The following is a 24,053-nucleotide window of genomic DNA, read 5'->3' as shown; positions in this document are numbered from 1 at the left end:
GCTCCACGACCAGGGCGGCAAGCTCGTCATACGACGGACGCCCATCCCCAGCCTGCACCGAAAGATCATCCCACGAGCAGCACGACGCTCACGCCGTACCCGATCTTGAGCCCTGATGAATGCTTACCCAGCAGGTGTGCGGGTCGAGCCACGTGGCGGTATCCGGGCGGGCGTGGCGGAACAGTAATCTTCACTGCTAGCGCATCACTAGCGCGCGAATAGCGCCCCATGCAAACTGTGCCACCGGGCCGACCACGACACCCGCGGGAAGGCGATGGGTGGGCCCCGGCCCGCTGCGGAATGCCCGCGTCACTCCGTCGTGAGCACCCACGGTCGCCGGTCGCCGTCGTGCGGGGCCCGGACCTGCTCGCGGCCGTCCGCGCTCAGCTCCTCGATCTCGGCCCCGTACGGAAGTCCCACCCCGTTGATCTTGTACTCCCTGATCGTCTCATCGACGTTCGGCGCCAACCCAAGGCCGACGAACGGAAGCTCCTCGACGACCATCCGGCGACGGCCGCCATTCCCTCCGCATCGACCCCTCCGTACGGCGTCCGGTTGAGGGACGGGCCGACGACCGGCCAGCGCAGGATGTTCAATGCTCCGCCGCTGGTGAGCGCCTCCTCCTGGAGCAACGCCCGGGCGAGCACGACCGGCGTCGCGATGTGCTCCACTTCCATCGCGTGATGGCAGTAGCCCGACACGCCCAGCGGCTGGATGTCGCGGGGCCGCATCGAAGGGCTGCTCACGCTCGCCCAGACCGCGCGCGCGAGCTGACAGAGCGCGAGCCGGTCGACCTGGCCCACTCCGTCCTCGGACGGTACGAGGGGGTGGCGGCCGAGCTTTCGCCCGCCCGGGCCGCGGGCGACCCGGTGCTGCTGGAGCGCGTCATCGCGAACTTGGCGGACAACGCGGTCACGTACAAACTCCGCAGAAGGCTCTGTGAGCGTACGCACTGGCTCGCGGCCTGACGCGGTCTTCGTCGTGGTGGAGAACACCGGGCCCGAGGAGGCGCTTTCGGAGGTGCCGCGGCTGTACGAGCCGTTCAGGTGGCTCGAGAACGACTGTACGGGGTCGGCGTCGGGCTCGGCCTGTCCATGGTCCGGCCCGTGGTCCACGCCCACGGCGGCACCGCGGTCGTGCCACGCGAGGAAGGCGGGCTCGTGGTGAGCGCGCCGATCCCCGCTGCCGGGTGATGGGTCAGCGCGGCTGCTTCTGCGGCTCCGGCTGCTCCGACTGCTCCGGCGGCTGCGGGTCCTCCTCCTCCGGCTGCGGTGGGGCGGGCAGCTCGCGCATCGGGGCGATGTAGTTCGACGGCGGGTCCGTGGAGATGACGGCGCGCTCGAAGTCGATGGCGGCGCTCTGGGTCGGCTGGACGGTGAACAGCTGGCCCAGCGACTGCGAGCTGGTTCCGAGCGTGGCTGCGGCCACCCCCAGGAAGCTGAAGAGGAATCCGGTCTTCTTGGCGATCATGTAGTTGGTCGCCGCGGTCAATCTGTTGAGCATGACGGTGCCGGAGGCACGCAGGTGCGGCGTCATCATCATGGCCATGCAGGCAACGACATAGCCGATGACAACGACGGCGAGGGCGCCGATCTCCAGCCAGTAGATAGCGTAGGCATCGCGTACCTGGTCGACCTGCCCCTCCATGTTGTAGCAGAGGCCGCTGAGCTTCTGCAGGTCGCCGGTGAAGAGGGCGGCGGCGTTGAGGAACGCCTCGCGGTCGTCGGCGACCCAACCCGCCCTGGACAGGAAGACGGCGTTGCCGATCAGGCTCGGGTACTCCACCTCCAAGGCCTTGGCCAGCGAGTTCCAGTTGGACTTGGCTTCGCCCATGCCGGGCCAGTTCGCCAGCGCGGTGGTGGCGATGGCCACGCCGACTATGATGCCCGGAGCCGACTTCGCGGCCAGCTTGAGCTGGTTGAGCGCGGCGGTGGCCAGCGCGGGGTCAGGCATGCGGGCGTCCTTTCATTGGTAACCGACCTCGCTGGCGTCCTCGGCCGCACGCCAGTTCGTCCTGATCGTCTCCAGGGCCATGATCCAGTTTCGGACCGTCTCGATGGAGTCGTCCGCGTAGGCCTTGACGTCGTCGCGGACGAGGTCATACTTGCCGATCAGGACGAAGCCCAGCGTGCCGAAGCCGGGGAAAGGCACGTGGGTGCTGTCAACGGAGCTCTTGAGCCGCTCTAGTCCCGGGATGACGTACTCGTTGAGATTCCGCTGGATGTCGGCGATGGCCTTGGAAGTGACGTGAATGTCCTGGGCCATGAACCTCTCCCTTGACCAGCTGCAATCGCAGACCGCGAAACATCGGCTTAACGTGGGATGAGCGTATCGACTATTTTGTCCAAAGTCAGGAGTGATCGTTGTTACAGATGTGTCGCGTTGGGGGTTCTGTGGTGTTCGATCTCGGTAATGTCGGTCCTGAGGACATGGAACGGATCGCCCGGGAGGCGGAAGAGGCCATGCGCCGCCTCGCCGGCCTCCAGGAACGGCTCGGCGCGGTACGCGGCAGCGGCACGGCCGCGGGCGGGCAGATCGTCGTCGAAGTCGACAGTTCCCTTCGTATCGACTCGATCCGGCTGAACCCGCGCGTGATGCGGATGGCCAGCCAGGACCTCGCCGACGAGTTGCTGCGCGCGGTCAACGCGGCGCAGGACGACTGTGCCCAGCAGACCAACGACCTGATCGCCGAGACCGGCGTGAAGCCCGCGGTGGACGAGGCCGAGTTCCAGGCCATGGAACGACGGCTGAATGAGGCCCACGCCGCCTTCATAAAGGAGATGGGCTTCTGACCGGGGCGGTCAATCAGGTCCGTCTAACCTTCCCTTCGCGGGAGCGCCCTCCTGCGGCGTAGCGCGAGACCGGCGGCGGAAGAGAGGATCACCAAGGATCCGGCCAGCATCAACGCCCGCCCGTCCGGCCCGGCCTCGCCCCCGGCCCCCGTATCGACTCCTCCCTCCGGGGTCGCGGTGGTCGTGACGGTGGTCGTCACCTCAGGGGTCGTGGCGTCAGCCTCGTCCTCATCGTCTGTGGTCTCGTCCTCATCCGGGTCGGTGGGCGAGGTGGTGGGGGTGCTCGTTCCGGCGGATTCCCCGACGGCGAGGGGATACTGCGTGAGGGCGGACTTGTTCTTGACCTCGCACTCGATCAAGGGCTCCTGAGGGCTGGGGCCGATGTTGATGGCGGCGGCGTGCACCGTGCCCGTGCCCTTGCCCGGCGGTGTCGTCGTCAGGTTGACCGTGGTCGTGGGGAGCGGGATGGGCTGGCCTGGGGTGATCGTGCCAAGCTGGCCGACGCCGGTGGCCGAGGTCAGCCGCGGGATCCCGCTGATGCCGGCGTAGGCGTAGAGCTTGAGGCCGCCCTCCAGGCCGGTCGAGGGCGCGCGGAGCTCGGATCCCGTCACGTAGGTGCCGCGCCAGCCGATCGTCAGGTTCTCGCCCACCGCGGCACGCGCGGGGACGGTCAGTTCGACATCGACCTTGACCGGCTGCTTCTGGCCAGTGGCCGTCGTGGTGCACTCGTACTCCACCACGCTCGCCCCGGGGGCGGGTAAGAGCTGCAGGGCGATGATCGGGACGACCAGGTGGACGCGCACGGCGGCCCTCCTTGCGGCGGATGAGGCACTCGAGGAGACGAGGGTGGAGAAAGGTTGACACGAATGTCCACATATGGACAACCCGGTCAGCGGCCTCGGGGAGTGTAGGGCGGGACGGCGTCGAGGTCCAGGTCCGCGTCGGGCCAGCGGCGGCGGAGCAGGTCGGCCGCCTGCCGGGCCCAGCCGGCCAGGTGCGGTAGGGCACGGTGGGCCTCGGCGGTACGGGCGGCGGCCTCGAGTGTCGCGACCAGCTGCGGGCGGCTGTCGTCGCCCGGCGGGCGGGCGTCCACTCTGGGGAAGCGTTCCAGCCGGACCAGGGCGTAGGAGAGGCAGGCCGCAGCCAGGCCGAAACCGTAACGCCGGTCGTCCTCGGCCTCGGGCACGCCGCGGGCCAGGGCGCGGCGATACACGGCGGCGAGGCCGTCGTCGCGGACCGACAGCCAGCCGGGACCGGGCACATGCAGGCAGACGGCGTCGTGGAGAGCGTGGGCGTAGGCGGCGAACTCGAAGTCGATGAGCCGGGCGTCCGGGTCGCCCGATGGACGCACGAGGATGTTGTTCGCCTCCGGGTCGCCGTTGCTCAACGCCAGGAACGATCCGGGCTCGGCCAGCTCCTCCCGCATGGCGGTCAGCTCCCGCTCGGCCCGCCCCGTGATCGGCGCGCCGAGGGCTGCGGCCTGCCGGTGCCCCTCCTCGCGGATCCTGGCGAAGAGGATACGGTCCTCGTCCGGTGTGATCGGGCCGAGCGCGGCCCTGCGCGCGTGGTAGATCGGGGCCCGCCCGGCGGTGGCGGCGTTCAGCTCGCCGCGGGCGCGGGCGAAGGCGGCCAGACGTACCGCGTGGGCGGCTGCGCCGTCCGCACGCAGCAGCCCGTCCAGCGGCGTGCGCGGCGCCAGGTCCTCCAGCACGATGAGCCCGGCACCCAGGTCGGCGGCTAGAGCGCGGGGAGTCAGGCCGAGGCCGAGGTCGTCGGAGAGGAAGCGCAGCGCGGCCAGCTCGGTGCGGGTCCGCCACGAGGCGGTACGGATACCGTCGGCGCCCCGGTGCGGGCGCGTCCATTTGGCGATCACCTGTTCGGCGCCGTCCAACCGCGCTCGCGCGACGGCCCAGGGCGGCACGGGTTGCCAGCCGACGACGGTGACGGGGGCGGGACGATGGCGGGATAAGAGGGATTCCACTTCGGCAGGCTGGCCGATCATCCGAGCAGCTTACGCCCCTGCCGGGCCGGATTGATTTCAAAGGGCAAGGTTGGACTTCTCTGAAGTCGTTCCACGCTATGCATCTCAGAGAGTAATGGGTCAGTTACAATCTGTTATATGAACATGCTGCAGTCGGCCAATGGCCTGCCCGATCATGGGTATGGAGGGCTGGGACGGGTGGCGCACGGAGCGCTGATGTCCCTGTCCGGCGCTGAGGAAGGCCCGAGGCTCTTCCTCGGCTACAACACGCTTCCCAATCCGCCGTTTCCGCTGGTCGGATACCTGCAGAACGACTTGGGCCCGGAGGCGGCGACTCTCGACCCGGTCTCCCTGCTGCACGCCGCCGCCGGGTCGCTGCGCGCGCACCCGGTGCCGCCGAAGGAGGCGTTCGACGAGGGGCACCGGCGGGTGGCGGCGGTGATGCGGGTGGACGCGATGGTATTCGTGGTCTCGGCGCGGGCGTTCGCTCCGCAGCAAAGCCCGTCCGCCCGCGCACTGTGGGCGAACCTGGTCGAGGGCTATTACCGCGATGGCGATGCCGAGGCGTGCGCGGACGCGCGGGAGACGGCGGTGGCTCTGGGTGTGGACCGGCAGAAGGGTCGTGTGCTGCTGATGGCCGAGCCGGGTCCGTCCGGCGGCTATGCCGCGCCTGTCCACATCGAGGGCGAGCCGCGAGGGGAGCTGTTCGACCTGCTGGGGGAGGTGCTGGACGCCCAGTTCGTGTGGACCAAGGCGGCGTTCACGCTCTGAGGTCATGCCCTGTCGGTGTTCTCCCAGCCCAGCCATCCCTCCGTGGCGCCGGGGCGCCGGCCGCCGATCGGCTCCCGCCCCCGGCGCCTTCCTGCCTCGCCTTGAGCACGGCGAGGTAGGAGGGCCATGAAAGATCATGCAGCGCTCCTTACGGCACCCGGCGGACGCCGGACAGCTCATGAAGGTCGTCGATGCAGCTTGAGGTGGGTGGGCAAGCCGTGGCGGGCGCGGTATTCCTCGGAGCTGATCGCGTGCTTCCACCTCGCGTGCGCGGCGATGCCCCGTGTCCACTGGCCGCACTCCAGGCATAAGAGCTGGCTGTCCTTCTCGGGCTGCTCGCCGTGCGGCACGGCCGCCAGCTCCTCCGCTGAAAGCTCCGGGTGCGGACGGGGGGTCTTGGGGACGAATCCGACCGGCCTGGCACCGCGCGGGGGCGTGAAGCCGTAGCGGTGCCGGAGCTCGCGGGTCTTGCGCCGGCTTACGCCCAGCAGCTTCGCCAGGTCGGTGCCGTTCCATGAGGCTGTGGCGGTGAGCAGGTCGGTCAGCGAGGCGTAGCCCAGCTCGCGGGCCCGTGCCTCGTGCGGGTCGATACCGTGCTTCACGCGGTAGTCGGTGACAGTGATGGAGTGCATCACCGACATATGCTGGTCCAAAGTCTTGAACCAGCGGCCGCACTCCAGGCACAGGAGGTGACCGTTCCTGGTCGGCTGCTCACCGTACGGCACCGCCGCGAGCTCCGCCGCGGGGATCGGCGGCTGCATGCTGGGGTGTTTGACCACGTAATCCGCAGCCCATCGGCCGGGCGGCTCGAACCCCAGCCGGCGACGCTGCCCGCTCACACGACGCACGCTGATGCCCAGCAGCTCGGCGATCTGATGGTTGTTGAGGTCCTGGTGAGTGGTGAAGACCTCTTCGAGGCTCGCGAATCCGGCCTGCCGGCAGCGCTCGTCGAGCTCGGCGTTCAGCTGTTTCACGCGGCCCTGGGTCGCCAGATGAACGTTCTTGCCGACTCTTGGGTTGCCCCGATAGGAGGCGCGGACCCCGGCCCGGTCCTTCGATTCACGCCAGGCCGCCTTCGACAGCTCGGCCAGCTCTTCTCGTGACCGCTTTGGCCGGAGGCTGTCCTTGAACTCCGGGTCCGTGGCCAGTCTTTCGCGTTGTAACTCGGCGCGCCGCGCTTTGACGGTGCTGGAGTGCAGGCCGAAGCCGCGCGGAAGCTCATGGATGCGCCGGTAATCGTCGGCGGATATCTCATGCTTGACCACCACGTGCTGGCCGAGCTGCCGGAACCACAGGCCGCATTCGAGACAGAGCAGTTTGCCGCCGTATTCCGGTTGCACGCCGGGCGGCACGTCGGTGGGCTTGCCCGGCGGAATCCAGTGCCCCGGCCTGCCGCGCTGGTTCTCCATGTCCCACCTTCGACGACCGTGCTCGTCGCTCCAGTGTAGCGTCAGCAAGATCCTCAGGGATGCGGTCGTCGCACGCGACCACCGGGCCTGGCCTGCGAACCACCGTAGTGCCAAGGACGTGGGCGACCACGCCATGTCACCTCATGACACGTACGTCGATCCCGATCTTCTCGGCTTCTTTCATTTTGTTGTCGGAAGTAATCAGTGGCGCTTCAAGCGCCTGGGAGAGGACGATATAGGCGGCATCAGGGGTGGTGAAATTGTCCTTCAGATTGAGGATGTGGCGGAGCAGGTCCGTCATCTGATACCGCTGGATCCGCAGCGCGGTGAAGTCCTCGGTCGCCTCGTCGAGCCGGACCTGATCAAGCTTTCCCGCCAGGCAGTGTCCGCGCAGTGCGCTGATCACTTCGAAATCCAGCAGGGCGGGTGCATGCAGTTCTTCGTCGGCGATGAGCGCCAGAAGTGCGGGGTTGACCGGGTCGTCGACGAGCGCGTCGACCATGGCGGACGAATCTACAATGATCACGATGCCTCGCGGATCCGCCGGATCTCGGACACTGTGTCCTCCGTTGTCGGTCCACCACGTCTGTCGCGGCGGGCCATTCTCTCGATCACCTCGGCGTTCGTCGGCCTGGCGGCGAGCCGGTCGAGCTCCGCTCGGAGATATGCGGTAAAGGTCAGGCCCCGCTCCGCGGCCTGCGCCTTGAGCGCGTTCACGGTGGCTTCGGACACGTCACGTACCTGAACCAGCATCATGGAGTTCAGTGTATGTGTTTGTATGCAGCACATGCAATCGGTATTGCATTTCGGTATGTCGTGACATCCGCGCCCTGAGAAGTCGCCCATAGGCTTGGCGGCATGGCCTTCATCGTGACCACGGGCGCCACCGGCAGGCTGGGCGGCCGGATCGCCGCGCGGCTCGCGGCTGCCGGGGCGGAGCAGCGGCTCGTCTCCCGGGACGCGGGCCGCGTGCCGTCGCTCCGGCGCGCGACCGCGGTCAGCGCGGAATACGGCAACCCCGAGGCGATGAGGCGGGCCCTAGACCAAGCGACGACCGTGTTGTTCGTGTCCGCGTCGGAAAGCGCCGACCGGCTCGACCGGCACCGCACCTTCGTCGACGCCGCCCGCGACGCCGGTGTCACGCATCTGGTCTACATCTCCTTCTACGGCGCGTCGCCGTCGGCCACGTTCACGCTGGCGCGCGACCACTGGGCCACCGAGCAGCACATCCGCGACAGCGGCCTGCCCTTCACCTTCCTGCGCGACAACCTGTACGCCGACTTCCTGCCCAGCATGGCCGGCGACGACGGCGTGATCCGCGGCCCGGCCGGGCAAGGCCGGGTGGCGGCCGTGGCCCAGGACGACATCGCCGACGCGGCGGCCGCGGTGCTGCTGGACCCGGGTGTGCACGAAGGGGCGACCTACGATCTCACCGGACCGCGGGCGATGACGCTGGACGAGGTCGCCGCCACACTGAGCCGGGCCACCGGCAGGACCGTCACCTATTACCCCGAGACCGTCGCTGAGGCGTACGAGTCCCGCGGGGTCTACGGCGCGCCCGACTGGCAGGTCGAGGCGTGGGTGTCCACCTACCTCGCGATCGCCGCCGGCGAGCTGGAAGGAGTCAGCGACGCCATCCCGGCCCTCACCGGGCACCCGGCGACCACCTTTGAGGAGCTCCTGGCGAAGATCTAGGCATTGGGGGTTTGACCGATCTGCCCCTTGTCGATTAGTTTCTCACCAGTAGTTAATTAAGGGGCGGCTCATGGACCAGAGGTATTCGCCGGTTCAGGACTTACGGCGGCACCACCGCCGGCTGGTGCTGCGGAGCCTGCGCGACGACGGCCCTCAGCCGCGTGCCGACCTGGCGCGGCGGCTGGGCCTGTCGGCCACCACCATGACCAAGGTGGTGGGCCAGTTGCTCGACGAGGGCCTGGTCACGGAGGACGCCGTGGAAGGCGCCGGCCAGCGGGTCGGCCGCCCGTCGACCGGCATCAGGATCCGCGTGGACGCCCGCTACGTCATCAGTGTCCAGGTCGGCGCGGGCGCCGTGCAGCTGGGACTGTGCGACCTCAGGGCCCGGGTCGTCCGGAGCACATCGTTCACCTTTGACGCCGAGACCCCGGAGCGGGTCGTGGCGCGCATCGCCGAGGCCGCGTCCGAGCTCACGGCCGACGTGCCCGCGGACCGGCTGCTGGGCATCGGGGTCGCCGCCCCCGGGCCGGTGGATCCCGCGCACCGCCGCAACGTGCTGTCCGTCAACCTGGGCTGGCGCGACGTGGCCTTCGCCGACCTGCTGGAGGCCGCGCTGGACATCCCCACGGTCGTCGATCACAACGTACGCGCCATGGCGCTGGCCGAGAGCCGCTACGGGGAGACGGCCGGTGCGGACCCCCTCCTGTACGTGTACGTCCGCACCGGCGTCGGCGCCGGCCTGGTGATCGGCGGCCACCCGTTCCGGCCGGGCGCCTACGGGGTCACCGAGCTGGGCCACCTGCGTGTGCTGGAGAAGGGCCGCCGGTGCCCATGCGGCGCGACCGGTTGCCTGGAGACCGTGGTGTCGGAGCCGTACCTGATCGAGCGGCTCGGCCGCCGCTCCGCCAACCCCCTCGCGGACGTCCCCGACGGGCTCCTGGACGACCTGGTGGATCACCTGACCACCGGGCTGGCCAGCGCGGTCAACCTGCTCAACCCGGAGCTGATCCTGCTCGGCGGCATCTTCCGGCCGGCCCCTGAACCGGTGTTCGACCGGGTGCGTGCCGCACTGCGTGCCAAGGCGTTCCCCGTGCTGCGCGACGCGGTACGGGTGGAGCGGCCGACGCTCGGCGACGACGCGGCCGGCGTGGTGGGCGGGGCCGCCGTCGCCCTGGATTGTTTCTTGTATGAAAGGTAGGCATTGTGGTTAGTCGTGTTTACGCCCCGCTGGCCGCGTTCGACCCGCTTGCGGGCGAGGTGGTGCTCGCGCCCGAGAAGGACGAGGAGGGTTACTGGTCGGGCGCCGCCGGCGTGCTGCACGATGGCGAGCGGTTCTGGCTGACCTACCGGCGACGCCGGCCCAGGGGCGCCGCGTCGGAGCGCGGCTGGCAGTGCGCGGTCGCGGTCAGCGACGACGGCCTCGACTTCACCGACGTGTGGTCGGTGCACAAGGACGAGCTGGGCACGCCGTCGATGGAGCGTTTCTGCCTGATGCCGGCCGACGGCGGCGGATTCCGGCTCTACCTGTCGTACGTGGACCCGGCCGACAACCGGTGGCGCATCGACGCGGTCACCGCCGAGCACCCGTCCGTGTTCGACGTCACGAGGGCCCGGCCGGTCCTGACGGCGGCCTCGACCGGCACGGAAGGCGTCAAGGACCCGTACGTGCTGCGTGCCGGGCCTGTCACGTACCTGTTCGCCAGCTACGCGGAGTCGCTGGAGACCCCCGACCCGCTCGCGCACGCTACTGGGGACATCTACAACGTCGGCGCGACCACGCACCCCACCGGCGTGGCCACCAGTCTCGACGGCGAGTCGTTCACCTGGCGGGGGAGCGTCCTGCCGGTCGGCGCCGGCTGGGACCGCTACCAGGCCAGGCTGAACAGCGTGGTGCCGATCCCCGGCGGTGGATACGTGGGCTTCTACGACGGCTCGGCCTCGCACGCGGAGAACTACGAGGAGCGTTGCGGCGTCGCCGTCTCCACCGACCTGTTCGACTGGCGGCGGCTGTCCGAGTACGGGCCGTGGGTCACCTCGCCGCACGGCAGCGGATCCGTACGCTACCTCGACGCGCTGATCCTCGACGGACAATGGTGGCTTTACTACGAGATGACGCGCCAGGACGGGGCGCACGAGCTGCGCGTCCTTCGCGTTCGGGCTGAATGAGCGGGACGCACTCCTCGGACCCCATTACGCTCCCATAGAAGGGCATTCTTGGGGGCGGAGGGATTTGTGACGGTCAACGGGGCGTCCGCGGCGACGGCTGTGGCGCAAGTGACCGGCGAGGCGGTCGGGCGGGTTCTCGGCACGCAGGCGGCCTCGCCGCTGTCGTTCTGGGTCGGGCTGGAGCCGGGCAAGGTCCTCCAGCTTGACGACGTGGTGGTGACCAGGCGCGAGGTGCCGGGCCACGGGCCCGTGCTGATGGCGGGCGTGGTGACGACCGTGGAGGCCAGGCACGAGGGAGCCACGTACGACTCGGACGTGTTCCTGATCGCCGAGGGCGCGTTGCCCGCCGCCGTGGTCGAGGTGGCCGAGGTGCGGGTGACCCGGGTCGAGCCGGAGGTGTTCGTGCCGCCGCTGCCCGGCGCCCAGGTCTACCTGGCCAGTGCCGGTGACCGCGACCAGGCGCTGTACTTCGACGTCATGGACCGGCGCATCCCCATGGGCATGGGCCGCGACGGCCAGCCGCTTTACGTCAACTTCGACTTCCTCGACGGCACCCGCGGTGCGCACGTGTCGATTTCCGGCGTGTCCGGCGTGGCCACCAAGACCTCCTTCGCCACCTTCCTCCTTTACTCGATCTTCAACTCCGGGGTGCTGGACGTGGAGTCGGCCAACACCAAGGCGTTGATCTTCTCCGTCAAGGGCGAGGACCTGCTCTTCCTCGACCACGACAACCTCCGCCTCGACGAGAAAGCCAGGAGCGCCTACGCCAGGCTCGGGCTGCCCGCGCGGCCGTTCAACAGCGTGCACGTCTTCGCTCCGCCCCGGCCGAACGACCCCAACGGCGTGCCCCACGTCGCCACCCGCACCCAGGGCGTGAGCGCCTTCTACTGGACGCTGGTCGAGTTCTGCGAGGAGGAGTTGCTGCGGTTCGTCTTCGCCGACGCCGACGACGAGCGGGCCGGCTACTCGCTGCTCGTCGGCCAGGTCGCCGCCCGGCTGAAGGCGTGGGCCGAGCCTGTCGGCGACGGCGGCGCGGTCATGGTGCAGGGCACGACCTGCCGTACGTTCTCCGACCTTGTCGAGACGCTGTCCGACCAGTTGCAGGACGAGGGCAGCCGGCTGCAGTGGACCGGCGCGCAGACCCCGCTCGGCACCGTCAACGCGTTCCTGCGCCGGCTGCGCAGCGCGGTCCGCCCGCTGTCCCCGATCGTCCGCGGCGACCTGCCGTTCTACCGTGCCCACTCGGTCAGCACCTCCGACGCGCAGGTCTCGATCGTGGACCTGCACAACCTGCCGGAGCGGGCGCAGCGGTTCGTGGTCGGCGTGGTGCTGCGCGGCGAGTTCCATCGCAAGGAGTCCTCGGGCACGGCCAAACCCCTGCTGTTCGTGGTGCTGGACGAGCTCAACAAGTACGCGCCGCGCGAGGGCGACTCGCCGATCAAGGAGATCCTGCTGGACGTGGCCGAGCGGGGCCGCTCGCTCGGTGTCATCCTCATCGGCGCCCAGCAGACCGCCTCGGAAGTGGAGCGCCGCATCGTCTCCAACAGCGCCGTACGCGTCGCAGGCCGCCTCGACCCGGCCGAGGCCGCCAGGTCTGAGTACGGCTGGCTGCCCTCGGCCGTCAGGGAACGCGCCACGATCGCCAAGCCGGGCACCATGTTCGTGGCCCAGCCGGAGATCCCTGTCCCGCTGGCCGTCGCCTTCCCCTTCCCGGCGTGGGCGACCCGGCCCGCTGAAGCGGCGGCGCAGGTGACGGCGTCGAGCGGCGATCCGTTCAAGGGCCTGCCCGGCATCGAAGACGACATCCCGCCCTTCTGACCACAGGTGGTTTCGTGAAGATCCTCCACACCGCGGACTGGCACGTGGGCAAGGTGCTCAAAGGCCGCCCCCGCCTCGACGAGCACCGGGCGGTGCTGCGAGAGCTGGTCGCCGCCGCCCGCACGCACGACGTGGACGCCGTCCTCGTGGCCGGCGACCTCTTCGACACCTCCGCGCCCACGCCCGAGGCCCAGTCGCTGGTGCTCAACGCGCTCATGGCGCTGCGCGGCGACGGCAGAGACGTGGTGGTGCTGGCCGGCAACCACGACAACCCGCAGCTGCTGGAGGTCTACCGGCCGGTGCTGGGCAAGCTGGGGCTGCATGTGCTCGGCGCCTTCCGCCGCCCCGACGCGGGCGGCACGCTGGCCTTCACCGCGCGGTCCGGCGAGCCGGTGCGGCTGGCCGTGCTGCCCTTCCTGTCGCACCGGTACGTCGTACGCGCCGCCGAGGTCCTCACCGGCACCGCCGCCGACCACAACCGCGACTACGCCGCCCGCATCGGCGAGCTGATCGGCGCGCTCACCGCCGGATTCCACGGCGACACCGTCAACCTCGTCACCACCCACGGCACCCTGCCCGGCGGGGCGTTCGGCGGTGGCGAGCGGGAAGCGCAGTCGATCTTCTCCTACTACTTCGAGCCGACCGCCTTTCCGACCGCCACCCAGTACGCCGCGCTCGGCCATCTCCACCGCCGCCAGCAGATTCCCGGCCCGTGTCCGATCTGGTACAGCGGCTCGCCGCTCGCCGTCGACTTCGGCGAAGAAGGCAACACCCCGGGCGCGCTGCTGGTCGAGGTCTCCCCGGGACGGCCCGCCGTGGTGCGCGAGCTGACGCTCAGCTCAGCCCGCCGGCTGCGCACCGTACGCGGCACGCTGGAGCAGCTGGAGGCCATCGAACCCAGCGACGACTGGCTCAAGGTGATCGTCGAGGAGAAACCCCGCGTGGGCCTCGCCGACGACGTGCGCGAGCTGCTGTCCGGCGCCGTCGACGTCATGCTGGACGAGAAGTTCCGGCCGGTGCCCGCCACCCGGCGGGCGAGCTCCGCCGATCGCAGCCCGCGCGAGTTGTTCCGCGACTACCTCGCCGCCACCGGACGCCATGACGACCAGGTGGCCACCCTGTTCGACCGGCTCTACGACGAGGTGACCGGCTGATGCGTCCCCTGCTGCTGCACCTGGACCACTTCGGCAGCTTCCGCGAGCCGGTGACCGTCGATTTCACCGACACCGAATACTTCGCGCTCGTCGGCCCCACCGGGGCCGGCAAGAGCACGATCATCGACGCGATCTGCTTCGCCCTGTACGGCACGGTGCCCCGCTGGGGGAGAGAAGGCGCGGTCGCCCACGCCCTGGCGCCGTCCGTCAGCGCCGGCAAGGTGGCGATGGTGTTCGAGAGCAACGGGCGGCGTTACGGCGTGGTCCGGGCAATGGTGCGCGACGCCAAGGGCGCGGTGCGTACCAAGGAGGCCAGGCTCGACGAGCTGGACCCCGCGGCCCCGCCGGCGTTCGACGCGGTGGTCAAACCCCTCGCCGAGGGCGAGAACGTCACCATCGAAGCTCAGCAGGTGACCGGACTCGAGTACCGGTTCTTCACCCAGTGCGTGGTGCTGCCGCAGGGCCGCTTCGCCGAGTTCCTGCACGCCGCGCCGCGCGAGCGGCAGGACCTACTGGTGCAGCTGCTCGACGCCGACGTGTACGAGCGGATCAGGCAGCAGGCCGCCCGCGAGGAGGAGACCGCCAAGCAGGCCGCCTCCTTCGCCCGCGACCAGCTCGCCAAGTTGTCCGGCGCGAGCGAGGACGCCGAGCGGGAGCTGGCCGAGCGGCTGGCGGCGCTGCGGCGGCTGGCCGAGACCATCGACGCCGACCTGGACCTGCTGCGGGCCCGTGAGACCGACATCCGCCGCGCCGAGCAGGAGCGTGCCGCCGTCGCCGAACGGCAGTCGGTGTTGTCGGCGCTGCGCATGCCCGACGCGGTCCCGACCCTGGCTTCGGCCCGCCGCACCGCCGCCGAGGCGGTCGAGACGCTGACCGCCGAGGTCGCCACGCTGGAGGCCGACGACCATGAGGCGTACGAGGCGCTGGCCGCCCTGGGCGATCGTGGCGCGCCGCGGGCGGCGCTGGCCGCGCTCGACCACCGCGACCGGCTGCGGGCCGAGACCGCCCGTGCCCGCGCCGCCGCCGCCTCGGCCGCCGCGTCGCTGGAGGGCCTGACCGGCGAGCTGGCGACGGCCGAGCAGGTGCTGGTCGCGGCCGAGGAACAGCGCGAACGCCTGCGCGACGCCCACGCCGCCGCCCACCTGGTCGGCCGCCTGGCCGTGGGCGAGCCCTGCCCTGTCTGCCGCCACCCGATCTCCCAGCCGCCCCGCCACGAACCGCCGGCGGACATGCGCACCGCCGACCGCGTCCTCGCCGGCGCCCGTGAGCGCGCCCAGCGCGCCAGAGCCGCCCATGCCAAGGCGGAGGCCTCGGCGTCGATGTCGGCCACGCAGGCGGCCCGGCTGGAGTCCGAGCTCGCCGCGCTACCCGCGCCCGGTGACCGGGCCGAGCTGGAGGCGCGGCTGGCCGCGATCGCCAAGGCCGACGAGCTCGCCACCCAGGCACGCAACGCGCTACGCGCTGCGCGCGGCCGGCTGGACCGCGCGCGGGCCGCCGCCGAGCAGGTCGAGCGCCAGGCCGACACCGCCTGGCGCACGCTGGAGTCCGCCCGCGACCGGCTGCTCGTATCCGGCTCCCAGGACGACCGGCCCCCGCCCCTGGTCCGCGAGGACCTGCACCGGGCCTGGACCGAGCTGCTCGGCTGGCGTGACCGGGCCGTGCAGGCCGCCCGCGCCGCTCTGGCCGCGCGCGACGAGGAGCTCGCGCAGGCCGGCGAGCGGCTCGCCGCCGACCGCCGCAGGCTGGCCGAGCGCCTGGCCGAGCACGGCGTCGTCGCCCCGCGCGACGCCTCGCCCGACCAGCTCGGCGCCGCCGTCGCCGGGACCGTGGCCCGCGCGGAGAGCGCGCTCGACCGGCTCAAGGAGGAGCGCAAGCGCGCTGCCGACCTGGAGAACCAGGCCACCATGAAGGAGCACGAGGCCAAGGTCGCCCACGAGCTCGCGCTCCGCCTGCGCGCCAACGCCTTCGAGCGCTGGTTGTGCGCCGAGGCCCTCGCCGTGCTGGTCGCCTCGGCCTCCGAGACGCTCCGCGAGCTGTCCGACGGCCAGTACGAGCTGGCGCTCAGCGACAAGACCGGCGACATCGAGGTCATCGACTTCGGTGAGGCCGGGATGCGGCGCAGCGCCCGCACGCTGTCCGGCGGCGAGACCTTCCAGGCCGCGCTCGCGCTCGCCCTGGCCCTGTCCGGCGCCGTCGCCAGGGGACTGGACTCCATCTTCCTCGACGAGGGCTTCGGCACCCTCGACCCGGCCACGCTCGACACCGTCGCCACCACGCTCGAACGCCTCGCCGCCGGCCAGGAACGCATGATCGGCGTCGTCACGCACGTTCCCGCGCTGGCCGAGCGGGTGCCGGTACGCTTCGAGGTCAGGCGCGACGCCAAGGGCTCCCATGTGCGGAAGGCGGAGGTTCAGTGACGGGCTTCACCGTTGACCCGTGGGACCCTGGCTACGCCGCCGCGCTCGCCGTCGAAGCCCTCTCCGAGCTGGGCGCGACCAGCGCCGAGCTCGTGCTGGACATCGAGCGGCCGGCCGCCGACTGGAAACCCGTCACGCCCGGCCCTGACGCCGCCGCCCCCGAAACGCTGCTGGTCGCTGACGGCGTCCGCAGGATCGACGCCCGCGTCTGGGTGCACGATCCCGACGCGCCCATGCCCGTCCCCGGGATCGCGGCCTCGTACGCGGCCGGGATCGTGCGGTGCGGCCCGGACGGCGCCGACCTCGCCGAGATCGAGGTCCACCGGGCGCTGATCTCCGCGTTCCCGCAGACGCCCGAGGTCAAGACCCCGCACGCCACCTACCACCCCAGCAAGGCCGCGGACGGCAGCTTCGAGGAGCTGTCCCTGGCGTTGCAGCGGCAGGTCACGCAGCTGGAGGTGGACCTGGCGGTGCGGCACCGGTCACAGAGTGACGACCTGCTGCTGGTCGACGGGCCGTTGCGGGGGCGTACGCATCTGCCGCGCACGGTCGGTTACATCAAGACGCACCACACCGCGTACCTGCCGCCGCCGCAGTCCTCGGTGATCGCCGCGCTCACGCCCGGGCAGCGTACGCCGGTGTTCCTCATGGGCACCAGCTGGCGGCGGCACGCCTGGTACGTGCGGCTCCCCGTTCAGTCCTCGGCCCCTTGGGCGGGCGTGGCCCGCTGCGAGGCCAGCGCCGAGCTGGAGCCGGCCCAGGTCGTGCGGCTCGCCGACGCGGTCACGCTGGCCCTGCCGCCGCTGGCCGGAGTGGACTACAAGGACCCGCGCGCGCCACAGAACCTCGTCCCGATCGGCGGCCTGGAAAAGCTCCTGCGCCACCACCTGGGCGACGCGCGCCTGCTCTACCGTGCGCTGCGTACCGCCGCCGCCGGCGGCTAGACCGCGAACACCTGGGAGTCGTCGGCGAACGCCTTGAACTCCAGCGCGTTGCCGGCCGGGTCGAGCAGGAACATCGTCCACTGCTCTCCGGGCAGCCCCGCGAAGCGCAGGTACGGCTCAATGACGAACGACGTGTCGGCCTCACGGAACCTGTCCGCCAGTTTGTGGAATTCGGGAATTGTCAGGATTAGCCCGAAATGCGGCACGGGCACGTCGTGGCCGTCGACCGGGTTGTGCGCTTGCTGCGTGCGGGCGGGCGCCAGGTGGGTGACGAACTGGTGGCCGTGCAGGTTCCAGTCGATCCAGGTATCAGAGCTACGGCCCTGCGCGCAGCCGATGAGCTCGCCGTAGAAGTGGCGGGCCGCGTCCAGGTCGTCCACGGGCATGGCCAGATGGAACCGGGGGATCGAGGGGGTGGACGCCGTCATGTCAGGTCAGCTCCCGTACGTTTTCCGGGATCACTACCCCAGCGGTGCGTCACCTGAACGTTCTGTGCATGTTGGGACATATGAGGTGTGTCATCACGGTGGGATCTTCTATGTTTGGCGTGACCAAAAGCCCCTCAAGGAGACATTCACGGTGAAGAGACTTCTGGAAGGAACACCGCTGCGTACCGGTGTCGTCGCGGCCGTCGCCTTAACCGGCGCCCTGCTGACCTCCACCCCCGCCGTCGCGACCGCCGACCGTGCCGCTGCCGCGGTTACCGAGACCACCGCGGCAGCGCGTCCGAGCAACGGCAAGATCCTCTATGACCGCATCAGCGGTGGCCACGGCACTCTCAAGATCAGGAACGGCACCTCGAAGGACGGGGTCGTCACCCTCGTCAGGGGCCGGACCAAGGCGATCAGCATCTACGTTCGCGCGAGGTCCACCGCGAGCATCAAGGACGTCAGGGACGGCACGTACCGGATCTACTTCACCACCGGCTATCGGTTCAGCACGTCGAAGGGCAGGTTCACCAGGGGTGCCCTTTATCAGCGGTTCAACGATCGGCTGAAGTTCACCACGACCTCGACGCAGACGACCATCTGGACCCTGACCCTCCACCAGGTCAAGGGCGGCAACGCGCAGACCAGCTCGGTCAACCCCAAGGACTTCCCCGCGTGATCCCTGGGAGGGCCGAGGTTCAGCCCTACCAGCCCTCCCAAGAGTCGCAGATGGTCACCGTGGTGCTTTTGCGCATGGCGCTGGGCGTGACCACCTCGAAGACGACGCGGTAGGTGCCGGGGCCCTTCCACACGATGGACGGGAGCAGCGGCTTCGACGACGGCGTGCCCTGCTGCCTGCCCTGGTTCTGGCCGTTGACGAGCCACCGGTAGCTGTAGGTGCCGGTGGCCGAGACCTTGGCCCAGATGTTGGTGTCGCTGCGCCAGCAGTCGCCCAGCTTGAAGCCCTCGTAGGTGAAGGCCACGGACGTCACGCCTCCTGAGCCGCCGTCGCTGGTCGCGGTCGGCTTTGAGGTGGTGAGCGTGGGCCGGGACGTGGGGCGGGAGGTGGAAGCTGTGGCGCTGGGCTTGGGGGTGGCGGGCTTGACGGATTTGGTGGGGCTCGGGCGCAGGGCCCTGGCGGATTCCTTTGCCCTGGTACGGCCGGGATCGGCGGTGGTGGCGGGGGCGCCGGCGGAGGTTGTGGCGATGGCGGCGGTGCTGGTGCCGTCGCGCGAGCCGGGCAGCCAGAACCAGGCCGTGACCACCGCGCCGGTGACGGTGAGCGCGGCCCCCGCGGCGAGGAACACGACTCCGCCCGGCCGGCGGGCGGTCGCGTGCGTCGGCCCATCCCCGACGCCGGCCTGCGCCGGGCCGCCTGGGACGCCGGCGGGCGGCGCATGTCCTGGGAAGACCGGTCGAGCTTGGCCGCCGATGAGGCGGAAGAGCACGTCGTGCATGGCCGGACGGGCGTGCGGGTCCTTGGCCAGGCAGGCGTACACGATCGAGCGCAGCGGCTCGGGCACGCCGTCCAGGCGCGGCTCCTCGTACTGGATCCGCCTGAGCACCGCCGGCAGGGAGTCGTTGCCGAACGGCGGGGCACCGGTGGCCGCGTACACCATGACGGATCCCCAGGCGAACACGTCCGCGGCGGGTCCGATGACCGCGCCCGCGAACTGCTCGGGCGCCATGTACGCGGGCGTCCCCACGACACTGCTGGTACGGGTCACCCCGTCGTCCATGGCGCGCGCGATGCCGAAGTCGATGACGCGCGGCCCGTCCCGCCCGAGCAGGATGTTCGCGGGCTTGAAGTCGCGGTGCACCACGCCGGCGCGGTGGATGGCGACGAGCGCGGTGGCGCTGGCCACGGCCAGCCGCTGCAGGTCGGCCCCGGTGTGAAGGCCCGCCTCGCGTAGGGACGGGCCCTCGACGTACTCGGTGACGATGTACGGCCGCCCGCCCAGCGACGCGTCCAGCACCTGCGCGATGCAGAACGGCTCCACCCGCCGGGCGGCGGCGATCTCCTTGGCGAAGCGCCCGTCCCCGCGTACGCCCTCGCGCAGCACCTTGACCGCGACACGGGTGCCCTCAGGCGCCTCGGCCAGGTAGACAATGCCCTGCCCGCCCTCGCCGAGCTGCCTGATGACCTTGTACGGGCCAATGGCGTCCGTCATTCGTAGGTCTCCACGTCACACATGTTGATCGAGACGCCCTTGCTCGTCACGGACGGCGAGGTGACCCGCAGGGTGATGCGGTGGCTTCCGGGCTTCAGGTCGTAGTGATAGGAGGTTGCGAACGCGGTGTAGCCGCCCTTCGACACCCATGACCTGTTGCGCGAGACGGCCTTGCCGTCCACCTCCCAGACATAGGAGACCCACACCTCTGACCGGGACGACTCCAAATTTGTCTGGAAGTGCACCGGCGGCATGTAGCAGCCTTCGGCGTTGGACTGGCCGGGCCCGCCGAACAGCTCGATCTCGAGGATGCTGATCCTGGCGCTCGTGGCGGGCTTCTTCGTGGTCCGCGTGGGGGAAGGCGTCGGCCGTTCCGTCGTGCGCTCGGGGGTCGGCGAAGACGTAGGGGTGGGTTTGGAGGTCTTCGTCCGGATGGGCGTCCGAGTGGGTGTCCGTAGGGGTTTGCGCGTGGACTTACGCGGCGGCGGTGTCGTCGTCGCGGGCCGCTGCGTGCCCGGTGCGGAGGGCGTCGGCGAGGCGGCCGCGAGCTGCACCGAGCCGGTTCGGCCCCCCGGCCATGGGGCGAGCCACACGACACCGGCGATCAGCGCCGCCATCACGACCCCCGACACGCCGATGGCCACCGCCACACCGCCCCGTCGTCGTCCGCCGCCACCACCAGCGGCAGCACCGGCCCTCGGCCCAGGCCCGGGCATCGCCCCCGCCCATGGCCCGGCTCCTGCCGGTGGCGCGGACGATGGCGGCGGCAGCAGCCCTGCACCAGGTGCAGGCGCCGGACGCCCTCCGCCTGGTGCAGGTCCCGGGGGGAGTCCCGTGCCTGGTGCGGGCACTGGCATCGGGTCTGTGCCTGGTGCGGGCGCCAGAATCGGCCCTGCGGCTGGTGCCGGGTCTGGCCCGCCCAGCATCCGTAGCAGCACATCCCGCATCGCCGGCCGAGCGCGCGGATCCTTGGCCAGGCAGCTGTACACGATCGACCTCAGCGGAGGCGGGAGATCACCCAGCTGGGGCTCGTTGTGGAGGATCCGGTTGATGATCGCCGGCAGTGTGTCCTGGCCGAACGGCGGCGCGCCGGTGGCCGCGTACACCATGACGGACGCCCACGCGAAGGCGTCCGCGGCCGGCCCCACCGCCTCCCCTGCCAGCTGCTCAGGCGCCATGTACGCCGGCGTTCCCACGATGCCGCTCGTGACCGTGGCGGCGGCGTCCGAAGCACGGGCGATGCCGAAGTCGATGACCCGGGGCCCGCCAGGCCCGAGGAGCACGTTGGCGGGCTTGAAGTCCCGGTGCACGATGCCCGCCCCGTGGATGGCGGCCAGCGCGGTGGCCGTGGCGACGGCCAGCCGCTGCAGATCGGCCCCGGTGTGCCGGCCGGCCTGCTGCAACGACGGTCCTTCGACGTACTCGGTGACGATGTACGGCTGCCGCCCCAGCGACGCGTCCAGCACCTGCGCGATGCAGAACGGCTCCACCCGCCGCGCCGCCTCGATCTCCTTGGCGAGCCGGTCGTCGAACCCCGCGGCGTCCCGCAGCACCTTGACCGCCACCGCCCTGCCGTCGGGCGCCTGCCCCAGGTAGACGGTCCCCTGCCCGCCGGCGCCGAGCCGGCCGAGCAGGCGATAGACACCTACCGCCGCTGGATCGTCCTCCCGCAGCGGTTCGACATGCGCCATGAGAGAAGTGACTCCTGGGACGGGTGCGGTGGATCTTTACGTACGATAGCGACTCATTTCCAGATTTGTGGTGAAGTCGCGGAGCCGATGAAAAACCTCCGCCTTAGCCCGGAAAGCCGTAAAGTGCCGCCATCATGCCTCTCACCACGGACGACGAGCTGGAGAACTCCCCGGTGGTGGCCAATTCCCTCATGAACCGGGAGCGCCGCCTCCGAAGCTATGACCGCGAGCTGGGCATCGACATCGTCAATGTCCTCGGCGCCGCACGGACCAGGCCGGCCCGCTGGCTGGACCTGTGTTGCGGAACGGCCAACGCCCTCAGCGAGGCCGCCGCCCTGCTCGGAGACGACGTCGAGATCGTGGGTGTGGACCTGGTCGGCTTCTTCGCCTGCCCGCCCAACCCACCACGCCTGCACCTGGTCACCGCCTCCGTCACGGCCTGGCGCCCCGGCACCCGCTTCGACCTCATCACGTGCGTGCACGGTCTGCATTACGTGGGCGACAAGCTCGGCCTCCTCGCCAGGATCGGCGACTGGCTCACCGACGACGGACTCTTCGTCGCCAACGGCAGGATCCGCCGCACCGGCCGGGCCTCCATCACGCTGCCCTACCGCTACCTGGGCGCCGACGATCAGGCGGGACCCAACTACACCGGTCAGCCCGCCGTCCACTCGCACTACGCGCGCGCATAGCCGGCCAGGGTGGCGGTGAGCCCGGACAACGAAGCGCCAGACGCACGCCTTTCAGTGCCGGGCGCGGGGAAGCGAGGCGGTCACGACCAGGCCGCCGCCTTCGCGCGGACGTGCCCTGACGTCGCCGCCGTGCGCGAGCGCCACCGACTGCACGATCGACAACCCCAGCCCCGCGCTCCGCGCGGTGACCACTCGCTCGGCGCCGTGCCGGTGGAAGGGCTTGAACAGCTGCGGGATGTCGTACGGCGGCACCTCCGGCCCGGTGTTGCTGACCTCCACCTCGACCTTCCCCTCGGACACGGTACGGCTCACCACCCGCACCCACCCGGTGCCGTCGTCGACGTTGTACCGGATACCGTTTTCGACCAGGTTGTGCACGAGCCGTTCCAGCAGCAAGGCGTCCCCCGTCGTCGGCGCCTGCGCGGTCACCTCGTACACGGTGAGCTTGGCCTCGGCGGCGTCCCCCTCGGTCTGCCTGACCACGTGCGCCACCACGTCGGCCAGGTCCACCGGCGAGCGGTCCGCGATCTCCTGCTCGGACCTGGCCAGCAGCAGCAACCCGGAGATGAGCCGCTCGTGGCGGGTGTTGATCTCCAGCAGGCTCTCGCCCAGGTCCTTGACGTCGGCCGAGGCCGTACGGCGGTGCATGGCCAGCTCGACCAGCGCCCGGTTCAGCGTCAGCGGCGTACGCAGCTCGTGCGAGGCGTTCGCCACGAACCTGCGCTGCCCGTCGAAGGAGTGATCCAGCCGCTCCACCATGGTGTCGAACGTGTCGGCCAGCGTCTTGACCTCGTCCTCCGGCCCCTCCAGGCTGATCCGCCGGTGCAGGCCGCGCTCGGCCGTGGGCTCGGCGGCGATCTTGCGTGCCGTGTCGGTGACCCGGTGCAGCGGGGCAAGCACCCGCCCCGCCGCCACCCAGCCGAGCCCGATGGCCAATCCGCCCACCACGACCAGAGCGATCGCGCCCTGCGTGAGCAGCGAGGTGACGGCGGCGCTGCGCAGCTCCAGCTCTTGCTGCCGCAGCCACTCGATCGCGGCCTGGCCCTGCAGCAGGACGCCGTGCTTGACGAAGAACAGGTTCTTGGTCTTGCCGGGCTCCGACGTGAACCGGCTGTCGAACGACTGGGTCAGCTGCTGGTTGAACAGCAAATAGGTGACGCCGAGCAAGGTCAGCCCGGCGAGCATGAAGACGGCGCCGTACACGAGGGTGAGTCGCAGCCGCAACGTGGGCTGGAGGTGCGGGAGTCTCATGAGATCCGGTACCCCACCCCCGGCACGGTCTCCACGACCGGCGGGTCGGCGAGCTTGCGGCGCAGCTTGAGAATGGTGAGCCGGACGGCCCCCGTGAACGGGTCGGCGTGCTCGTCCCAGGCCTTCTCCAGCAGCTGCTCGGCAGAGACCACGTTGCCGTTGGCCCGCATCAGCTCGGCCAGAACCGCGAACTCCTTCTTCGACAACGGCACGAAACGCCCGTTCCTGAACACCTCCCTGCGCGCCGGGTCCAGCGTGATCCCGGCCCGGCGCAGCACCGGCGGCACGGCCGGCCGCGAGCGCCGCCCCAGCGCCAGGACGCGGGCGGCCAGCTCGGGGAACGCGAACGGCTTCGACAGGTAGTCGTCGGCCCCGATGGACAGGCCCGTCACCCGGTCGTCGAGCTGCGCGGCGGCCGTCAGCATCAACACCCGCGCGTCGGACTCCGAGGCGACCACTTCCCTGCACACCTCGTCGCCGTGGACCCGCGGCAGATCGCGGTCCAGCACGACCACGTCGTAGTCGTTGACCGCGATCCGTTCCAGCGCCGCCTCGCCGTCGTGCGCCAGATCGACCGCGTGGGTCTCCTCCCGCAGCCACTCGGCAATCGCGTCGGCGAGCGTCCGCTCGTCCTCAACCACCAGCACCCGCATGGCGCACCCCAGGTCCTTCT

Annotated in this window: 26 protein-coding genes; 13 read left to right on the top strand and 13 right to left on the bottom strand. The window is 70.6% G+C overall.

Going from position 1 to position 24,053, the window contains the following annotated elements; translation table 11 throughout:
- Positions 1 to 309: 309 nt before the first annotated feature.
- Positions 310 to 504 carry a hypothetical protein gene (locus ACTWPT_RS29625; RefSeq protein ID WP_443180748.1) on the bottom strand — a complete coding sequence of 65 codons (195 nt, stop codon included), beginning with the start codon at positions 502 to 504 and terminating at the stop codon, positions 310 to 312.
- A 179-nt stretch (positions 505 to 683) separates the two neighbouring features.
- Between ACTWPT_RS29625 and ACTWPT_RS29620 the strand changes: the two genes are divergently transcribed.
- Both ACTWPT_RS29620 and ACTWPT_RS29615 read left to right on the top strand, forming a co-directional pair.
- Positions 684 to 968, top strand: a complete 285-nt coding sequence (locus tag ACTWPT_RS29620; protein WP_443180747.1) for a hypothetical protein — start codon at positions 684 to 686, stop codon at positions 966 to 968.
- A 78-nt stretch (positions 969 to 1,046) separates the two neighbouring features.
- The gene (locus ACTWPT_RS29615; protein ID WP_443180746.1) at positions 1,047 to 1,193 is read left to right on the top strand and encodes a hypothetical protein; all 147 of its coding nucleotides are present in this window, start codon (positions 1,047 to 1,049) and stop codon (positions 1,191 to 1,193) included.
- Positions 1,194 to 1,197: 4 nt separating this feature from the next.
- Here the strand turns inward: ACTWPT_RS29615 and ACTWPT_RS29610 are convergent, their stop codons facing one another.
- Both ACTWPT_RS29610 and ACTWPT_RS29605 read right to left on the bottom strand, forming a co-directional pair.
- A complete protein-coding gene (locus ACTWPT_RS29610) occupies positions 1,198 to 1,953 on the bottom strand; it encodes a hypothetical protein (RefSeq protein ID WP_443180745.1) in 756 nt (251 codons plus the stop codon).
- A 12-nt stretch (positions 1,954 to 1,965) separates the two neighbouring features.
- Positions 1,966 to 2,265 (bottom strand): hypothetical protein, encoded by a 300-nt coding sequence (locus ACTWPT_RS29605; protein WP_443180744.1) that lies wholly within the window; start codon positions 2,263 to 2,265, stop codon positions 1,966 to 1,968.
- Positions 2,266 to 2,429: 164 nt separating this feature from the next.
- Between ACTWPT_RS29605 and ACTWPT_RS29600 the strand changes: the two genes are divergently transcribed.
- Complete coding sequence (locus ACTWPT_RS29600) at positions 2,430 to 2,792, top strand: YbaB/EbfC family nucleoid-associated protein (RefSeq protein WP_443180743.1); 363 nt, start codon at positions 2,430 to 2,432, stop codon at positions 2,790 to 2,792.
- A 23-nt stretch (positions 2,793 to 2,815) separates the two neighbouring features.
- On the opposite strand, the gene ACTWPT_RS29595 is transcribed toward ACTWPT_RS29600, so the two are convergent.
- Together ACTWPT_RS29595 and ACTWPT_RS29590 are read right to left on the bottom strand one after the other, a co-directional pair.
- Complete coding sequence (locus tag ACTWPT_RS29595; protein WP_443180742.1) at positions 2,816 to 3,595, bottom strand: hypothetical protein; 780 nt, start codon at positions 3,593 to 3,595, stop codon at positions 2,816 to 2,818.
- Positions 3,596 to 3,681: 86 nt separating this feature from the next.
- Positions 3,682 to 4,794, bottom strand: a complete 1,113-nt coding sequence (locus tag ACTWPT_RS29590) for a phosphotransferase family protein (protein WP_443180741.1) — start codon at positions 4,792 to 4,794, stop codon at positions 3,682 to 3,684.
- Positions 4,795 to 4,911: 117 nt separating this feature from the next.
- Between ACTWPT_RS29590 and ACTWPT_RS29585 the strand changes: the two genes are divergently transcribed.
- The gene (locus ACTWPT_RS29585) at positions 4,912 to 5,544 is read left to right on the top strand and encodes a hypothetical protein (protein WP_443180740.1); all 633 of its coding nucleotides are present in this window, start codon (positions 4,912 to 4,914) and stop codon (positions 5,542 to 5,544) included.
- 176 nt (positions 5,545 to 5,720) lie between these two features.
- On the opposite strand, the gene ACTWPT_RS29580 is transcribed toward ACTWPT_RS29585, so the two are convergent.
- The 3 genes from ACTWPT_RS29580 to ACTWPT_RS29570 form a co-directional block, all read right to left on the bottom strand.
- Positions 5,721 to 6,953 carry a MucR family transcriptional regulator gene (locus ACTWPT_RS29580; RefSeq protein WP_443180739.1) on the bottom strand — a complete coding sequence of 411 codons (1,233 nt, stop codon included), beginning with the start codon at positions 6,951 to 6,953 and terminating at the stop codon, positions 5,721 to 5,723.
- Positions 6,954 to 7,089: 136 nt separating this feature from the next.
- On the bottom strand, positions 7,090 to 7,479 hold the full coding sequence (locus ACTWPT_RS29575) for a type II toxin-antitoxin system VapC family toxin (RefSeq protein WP_443180738.1): 390 nt from the start codon (positions 7,477 to 7,479) through the stop codon (positions 7,090 to 7,092).
- Positions 7,476 to 7,709, bottom strand: a complete 234-nt coding sequence (locus ACTWPT_RS29570; RefSeq protein WP_443180737.1) for a FitA-like ribbon-helix-helix domain-containing protein — start codon at positions 7,707 to 7,709, stop codon at positions 7,476 to 7,478. Before ACTWPT_RS29570 ends, ACTWPT_RS29575 begins: the two co-directional genes overlap by 4 nt.
- A 102-nt stretch (positions 7,710 to 7,811) precedes the next feature.
- Here ACTWPT_RS29570 and ACTWPT_RS29565 point away from each other — a divergent pair, with 102 nt between their 5' ends.
- From ACTWPT_RS29565 to ACTWPT_RS29535, 7 genes are all read left to right on the top strand, one after another.
- Positions 7,812 to 8,648 (top strand): NAD(P)H-binding protein, encoded by an 837-nt coding sequence (locus ACTWPT_RS29565; protein ID WP_443180736.1) that lies wholly within the window; start codon positions 7,812 to 7,814, stop codon positions 8,646 to 8,648.
- Positions 8,649 to 8,718: 70 nt separating this feature from the next.
- The gene (locus ACTWPT_RS29560; RefSeq protein ID WP_443180735.1) at positions 8,719 to 9,846 is read left to right on the top strand and encodes an ROK family transcriptional regulator; all 1,128 of its coding nucleotides are present in this window, start codon (positions 8,719 to 8,721) and stop codon (positions 9,844 to 9,846) included.
- A gap of 5 nt (positions 9,847 to 9,851) precedes the next feature.
- Entirely contained in the window at positions 9,852 to 10,814 is a 963-nt protein-coding gene (locus ACTWPT_RS29555) for a hypothetical protein (RefSeq protein ID WP_443180734.1), read from the top strand.
- A 66-nt stretch (positions 10,815 to 10,880) separates the two neighbouring features.
- Complete coding sequence (locus ACTWPT_RS29550; RefSeq protein ID WP_443180733.1) at positions 10,881 to 12,632, top strand: ATP-binding protein; 1,752 nt, start codon at positions 10,881 to 10,883, stop codon at positions 12,630 to 12,632.
- 14 nt (positions 12,633 to 12,646) lie between these two features.
- Positions 12,647 to 13,786 carry an exonuclease SbcCD subunit D gene (locus tag ACTWPT_RS29545; RefSeq protein ID WP_443180732.1) on the top strand — a complete coding sequence of 380 codons (1,140 nt, stop codon included), beginning with the start codon at positions 12,647 to 12,649 and terminating at the stop codon, positions 13,784 to 13,786.
- The gene (locus ACTWPT_RS29540) at positions 13,786 to 16,203 is read left to right on the top strand and encodes an AAA family ATPase (RefSeq protein WP_443180731.1); all 2,418 of its coding nucleotides are present in this window, start codon (positions 13,786 to 13,788) and stop codon (positions 16,201 to 16,203) included. Before ACTWPT_RS29545 ends, ACTWPT_RS29540 begins: the two co-directional genes overlap by 1 nt.
- Positions 16,200 to 17,147, top strand: coding sequence for a hypothetical protein (locus ACTWPT_RS29535; RefSeq protein WP_443180730.1), 948 nt, complete (start codon positions 16,200 to 16,202; stop codon positions 17,145 to 17,147). The genes ACTWPT_RS29540 and ACTWPT_RS29535 overlap by 4 nt, the downstream gene beginning before the upstream one ends.
- On the opposite strand, the gene ACTWPT_RS29530 is transcribed toward ACTWPT_RS29535, so the two are convergent.
- Positions 17,144 to 17,575 (bottom strand): VOC family protein, encoded by a 432-nt coding sequence (locus ACTWPT_RS29530; protein WP_443180729.1) that lies wholly within the window; start codon positions 17,573 to 17,575, stop codon positions 17,144 to 17,146. The two genes, ACTWPT_RS29535 and ACTWPT_RS29530, sit on opposite strands and share 4 nt — an antisense overlap.
- Before the next feature lie 151 nt (positions 17,576 to 17,726).
- On the opposite strand from ACTWPT_RS29530, the gene ACTWPT_RS29525 reads away from it, so the two are divergent.
- Positions 17,727 to 18,254 (top strand): hypothetical protein, encoded by a 528-nt coding sequence (locus tag ACTWPT_RS29525; RefSeq protein WP_443180728.1) that lies wholly within the window; start codon positions 17,727 to 17,729, stop codon positions 18,252 to 18,254.
- Positions 18,255 to 18,279: 25 nt separating this feature from the next.
- On the opposite strand, the gene ACTWPT_RS29520 is transcribed toward ACTWPT_RS29525, so the two are convergent.
- Positions 18,280 to 19,746 carry a serine/threonine protein kinase gene (locus ACTWPT_RS29520; RefSeq protein ID WP_443180727.1) on the bottom strand — a complete coding sequence of 489 codons (1,467 nt, stop codon included), beginning with the start codon at positions 19,744 to 19,746 and terminating at the stop codon, positions 18,280 to 18,282.
- Positions 19,743 to 21,437 (bottom strand): protein kinase domain-containing protein, encoded by a 1,695-nt coding sequence (locus ACTWPT_RS29515; RefSeq protein WP_443180726.1) that lies wholly within the window; start codon positions 21,435 to 21,437, stop codon positions 19,743 to 19,745. Before ACTWPT_RS29515 ends, ACTWPT_RS29520 begins: the two co-directional genes overlap by 4 nt.
- Before the next feature lie 134 nt (positions 21,438 to 21,571).
- Between ACTWPT_RS29515 and ACTWPT_RS29510 the strand changes: the two genes are divergently transcribed.
- Complete coding sequence (locus tag ACTWPT_RS29510) at positions 21,572 to 22,129, top strand: class I SAM-dependent methyltransferase (protein WP_443180725.1); 558 nt, start codon at positions 21,572 to 21,574, stop codon at positions 22,127 to 22,129.
- A gap of 51 nt (positions 22,130 to 22,180) precedes the next feature.
- Here the strand turns inward: ACTWPT_RS29510 and ACTWPT_RS29505 are convergent, their stop codons facing one another.
- Together ACTWPT_RS29505 and ACTWPT_RS29500 are read right to left on the bottom strand one after the other, a co-directional pair.
- Positions 22,181 to 23,380, bottom strand: coding sequence for a sensor histidine kinase (locus tag ACTWPT_RS29505; RefSeq protein WP_443180724.1), 1,200 nt, complete (start codon positions 23,378 to 23,380; stop codon positions 22,181 to 22,183).
- Complete coding sequence (locus ACTWPT_RS29500; RefSeq protein WP_443180723.1) at positions 23,377 to 24,033, bottom strand: response regulator transcription factor; 657 nt, start codon at positions 24,031 to 24,033, stop codon at positions 23,377 to 23,379. Before ACTWPT_RS29500 ends, ACTWPT_RS29505 begins: the two co-directional genes overlap by 4 nt.
- Between the last annotated feature and the right edge of the window lie 20 nt (positions 24,034 to 24,053).

Origin of the sequence: Nonomuraea sp. 3N208 (assembly GCF_052245935.1) — a bacterium.
GTDB lineage: Bacteria > Actinomycetota > Actinomycetes > Streptosporangiales > Streptosporangiaceae > Nonomuraea.
The sequence above is the reverse complement of the archived record's forward strand: the minus strand, read 5'-3'. Positions and strand labels throughout refer to the sequence as shown.

Coding starts and splice junctions, on each gene's coding strand:
- ACTWPT_RS29500 (WP_443180723.1), bottom strand. CDS start 24,033: ATGCGGGTGCTGGTGGTTGAGGACGAGCGGACGCTCGCCGACGCGATT.
- ACTWPT_RS29585 (WP_443180740.1), top strand. CDS start 4,912: ATGAACATGCTGCAGTCGGCCAATGGCCTGCCCGATCATGGGTATGGA.
- ACTWPT_RS29580 (WP_443180739.1), bottom strand. CDS start 6,953: ATGGAGAACCAGCGCGGCAGGCCGGGGCACTGGATTCCGCCGGGCAAG.
- ACTWPT_RS29620 (WP_443180747.1), top strand. CDS start 684: ATGGCAGTAGCCCGACACGCCCAGCGGCTGGATGTCGCGGGGCCGCAT.
- ACTWPT_RS29510 (WP_443180725.1), top strand. CDS start 21,572: ATGCCTCTCACCACGGACGACGAGCTGGAGAACTCCCCGGTGGTGGCC.
- ACTWPT_RS29605 (WP_443180744.1), bottom strand. CDS start 2,265: ATGGCCCAGGACATTCACGTCACTTCCAAGGCCATCGCCGACATCCAG.
- ACTWPT_RS29515 (WP_443180726.1), bottom strand. CDS start 21,437: ATGGCGCATGTCGAACCGCTGCGGGAGGACGATCCAGCGGCGGTAGGT.
- ACTWPT_RS29560 (WP_443180735.1), top strand. CDS start 8,719: ATGGACCAGAGGTATTCGCCGGTTCAGGACTTACGGCGGCACCACCGC.
- ACTWPT_RS29610 (WP_443180745.1), bottom strand. CDS start 1,953: ATGCCTGACCCCGCGCTGGCCACCGCCGCGCTCAACCAGCTCAAGCTG.
- ACTWPT_RS29505 (WP_443180724.1), bottom strand. CDS start 23,380: ATGAGACTCCCGCACCTCCAGCCCACGTTGCGGCTGCGACTCACCCTC.
- ACTWPT_RS29530 (WP_443180729.1), bottom strand. CDS start 17,575: ATGACGGCGTCCACCCCCTCGATCCCCCGGTTCCATCTGGCCATGCCC.
- ACTWPT_RS29570 (WP_443180737.1), bottom strand. CDS start 7,709: ATGATGCTGGTTCAGGTACGTGACGTGTCCGAAGCCACCGTGAACGCG.
- ACTWPT_RS29625 (WP_443180748.1), bottom strand. CDS start 504: ATGGTCGTCGAGGAGCTTCCGTTCGTCGGCCTTGGGTTGGCGCCGAAC.
- ACTWPT_RS29540 (WP_443180731.1), top strand. CDS start 13,786: ATGCGTCCCCTGCTGCTGCACCTGGACCACTTCGGCAGCTTCCGCGAG.
- ACTWPT_RS29565 (WP_443180736.1), top strand. CDS start 7,812: ATGGCCTTCATCGTGACCACGGGCGCCACCGGCAGGCTGGGCGGCCGG.
- ACTWPT_RS29600 (WP_443180743.1), top strand. CDS start 2,430: ATGGAACGGATCGCCCGGGAGGCGGAAGAGGCCATGCGCCGCCTCGCC.
- ACTWPT_RS29590 (WP_443180741.1), bottom strand. CDS start 4,794: ATGATCGGCCAGCCTGCCGAAGTGGAATCCCTCTTATCCCGCCATCGT.
- ACTWPT_RS29520 (WP_443180727.1), bottom strand. CDS start 19,746: ATGACGGACGCCATTGGCCCGTACAAGGTCATCAGGCAGCTCGGCGAG.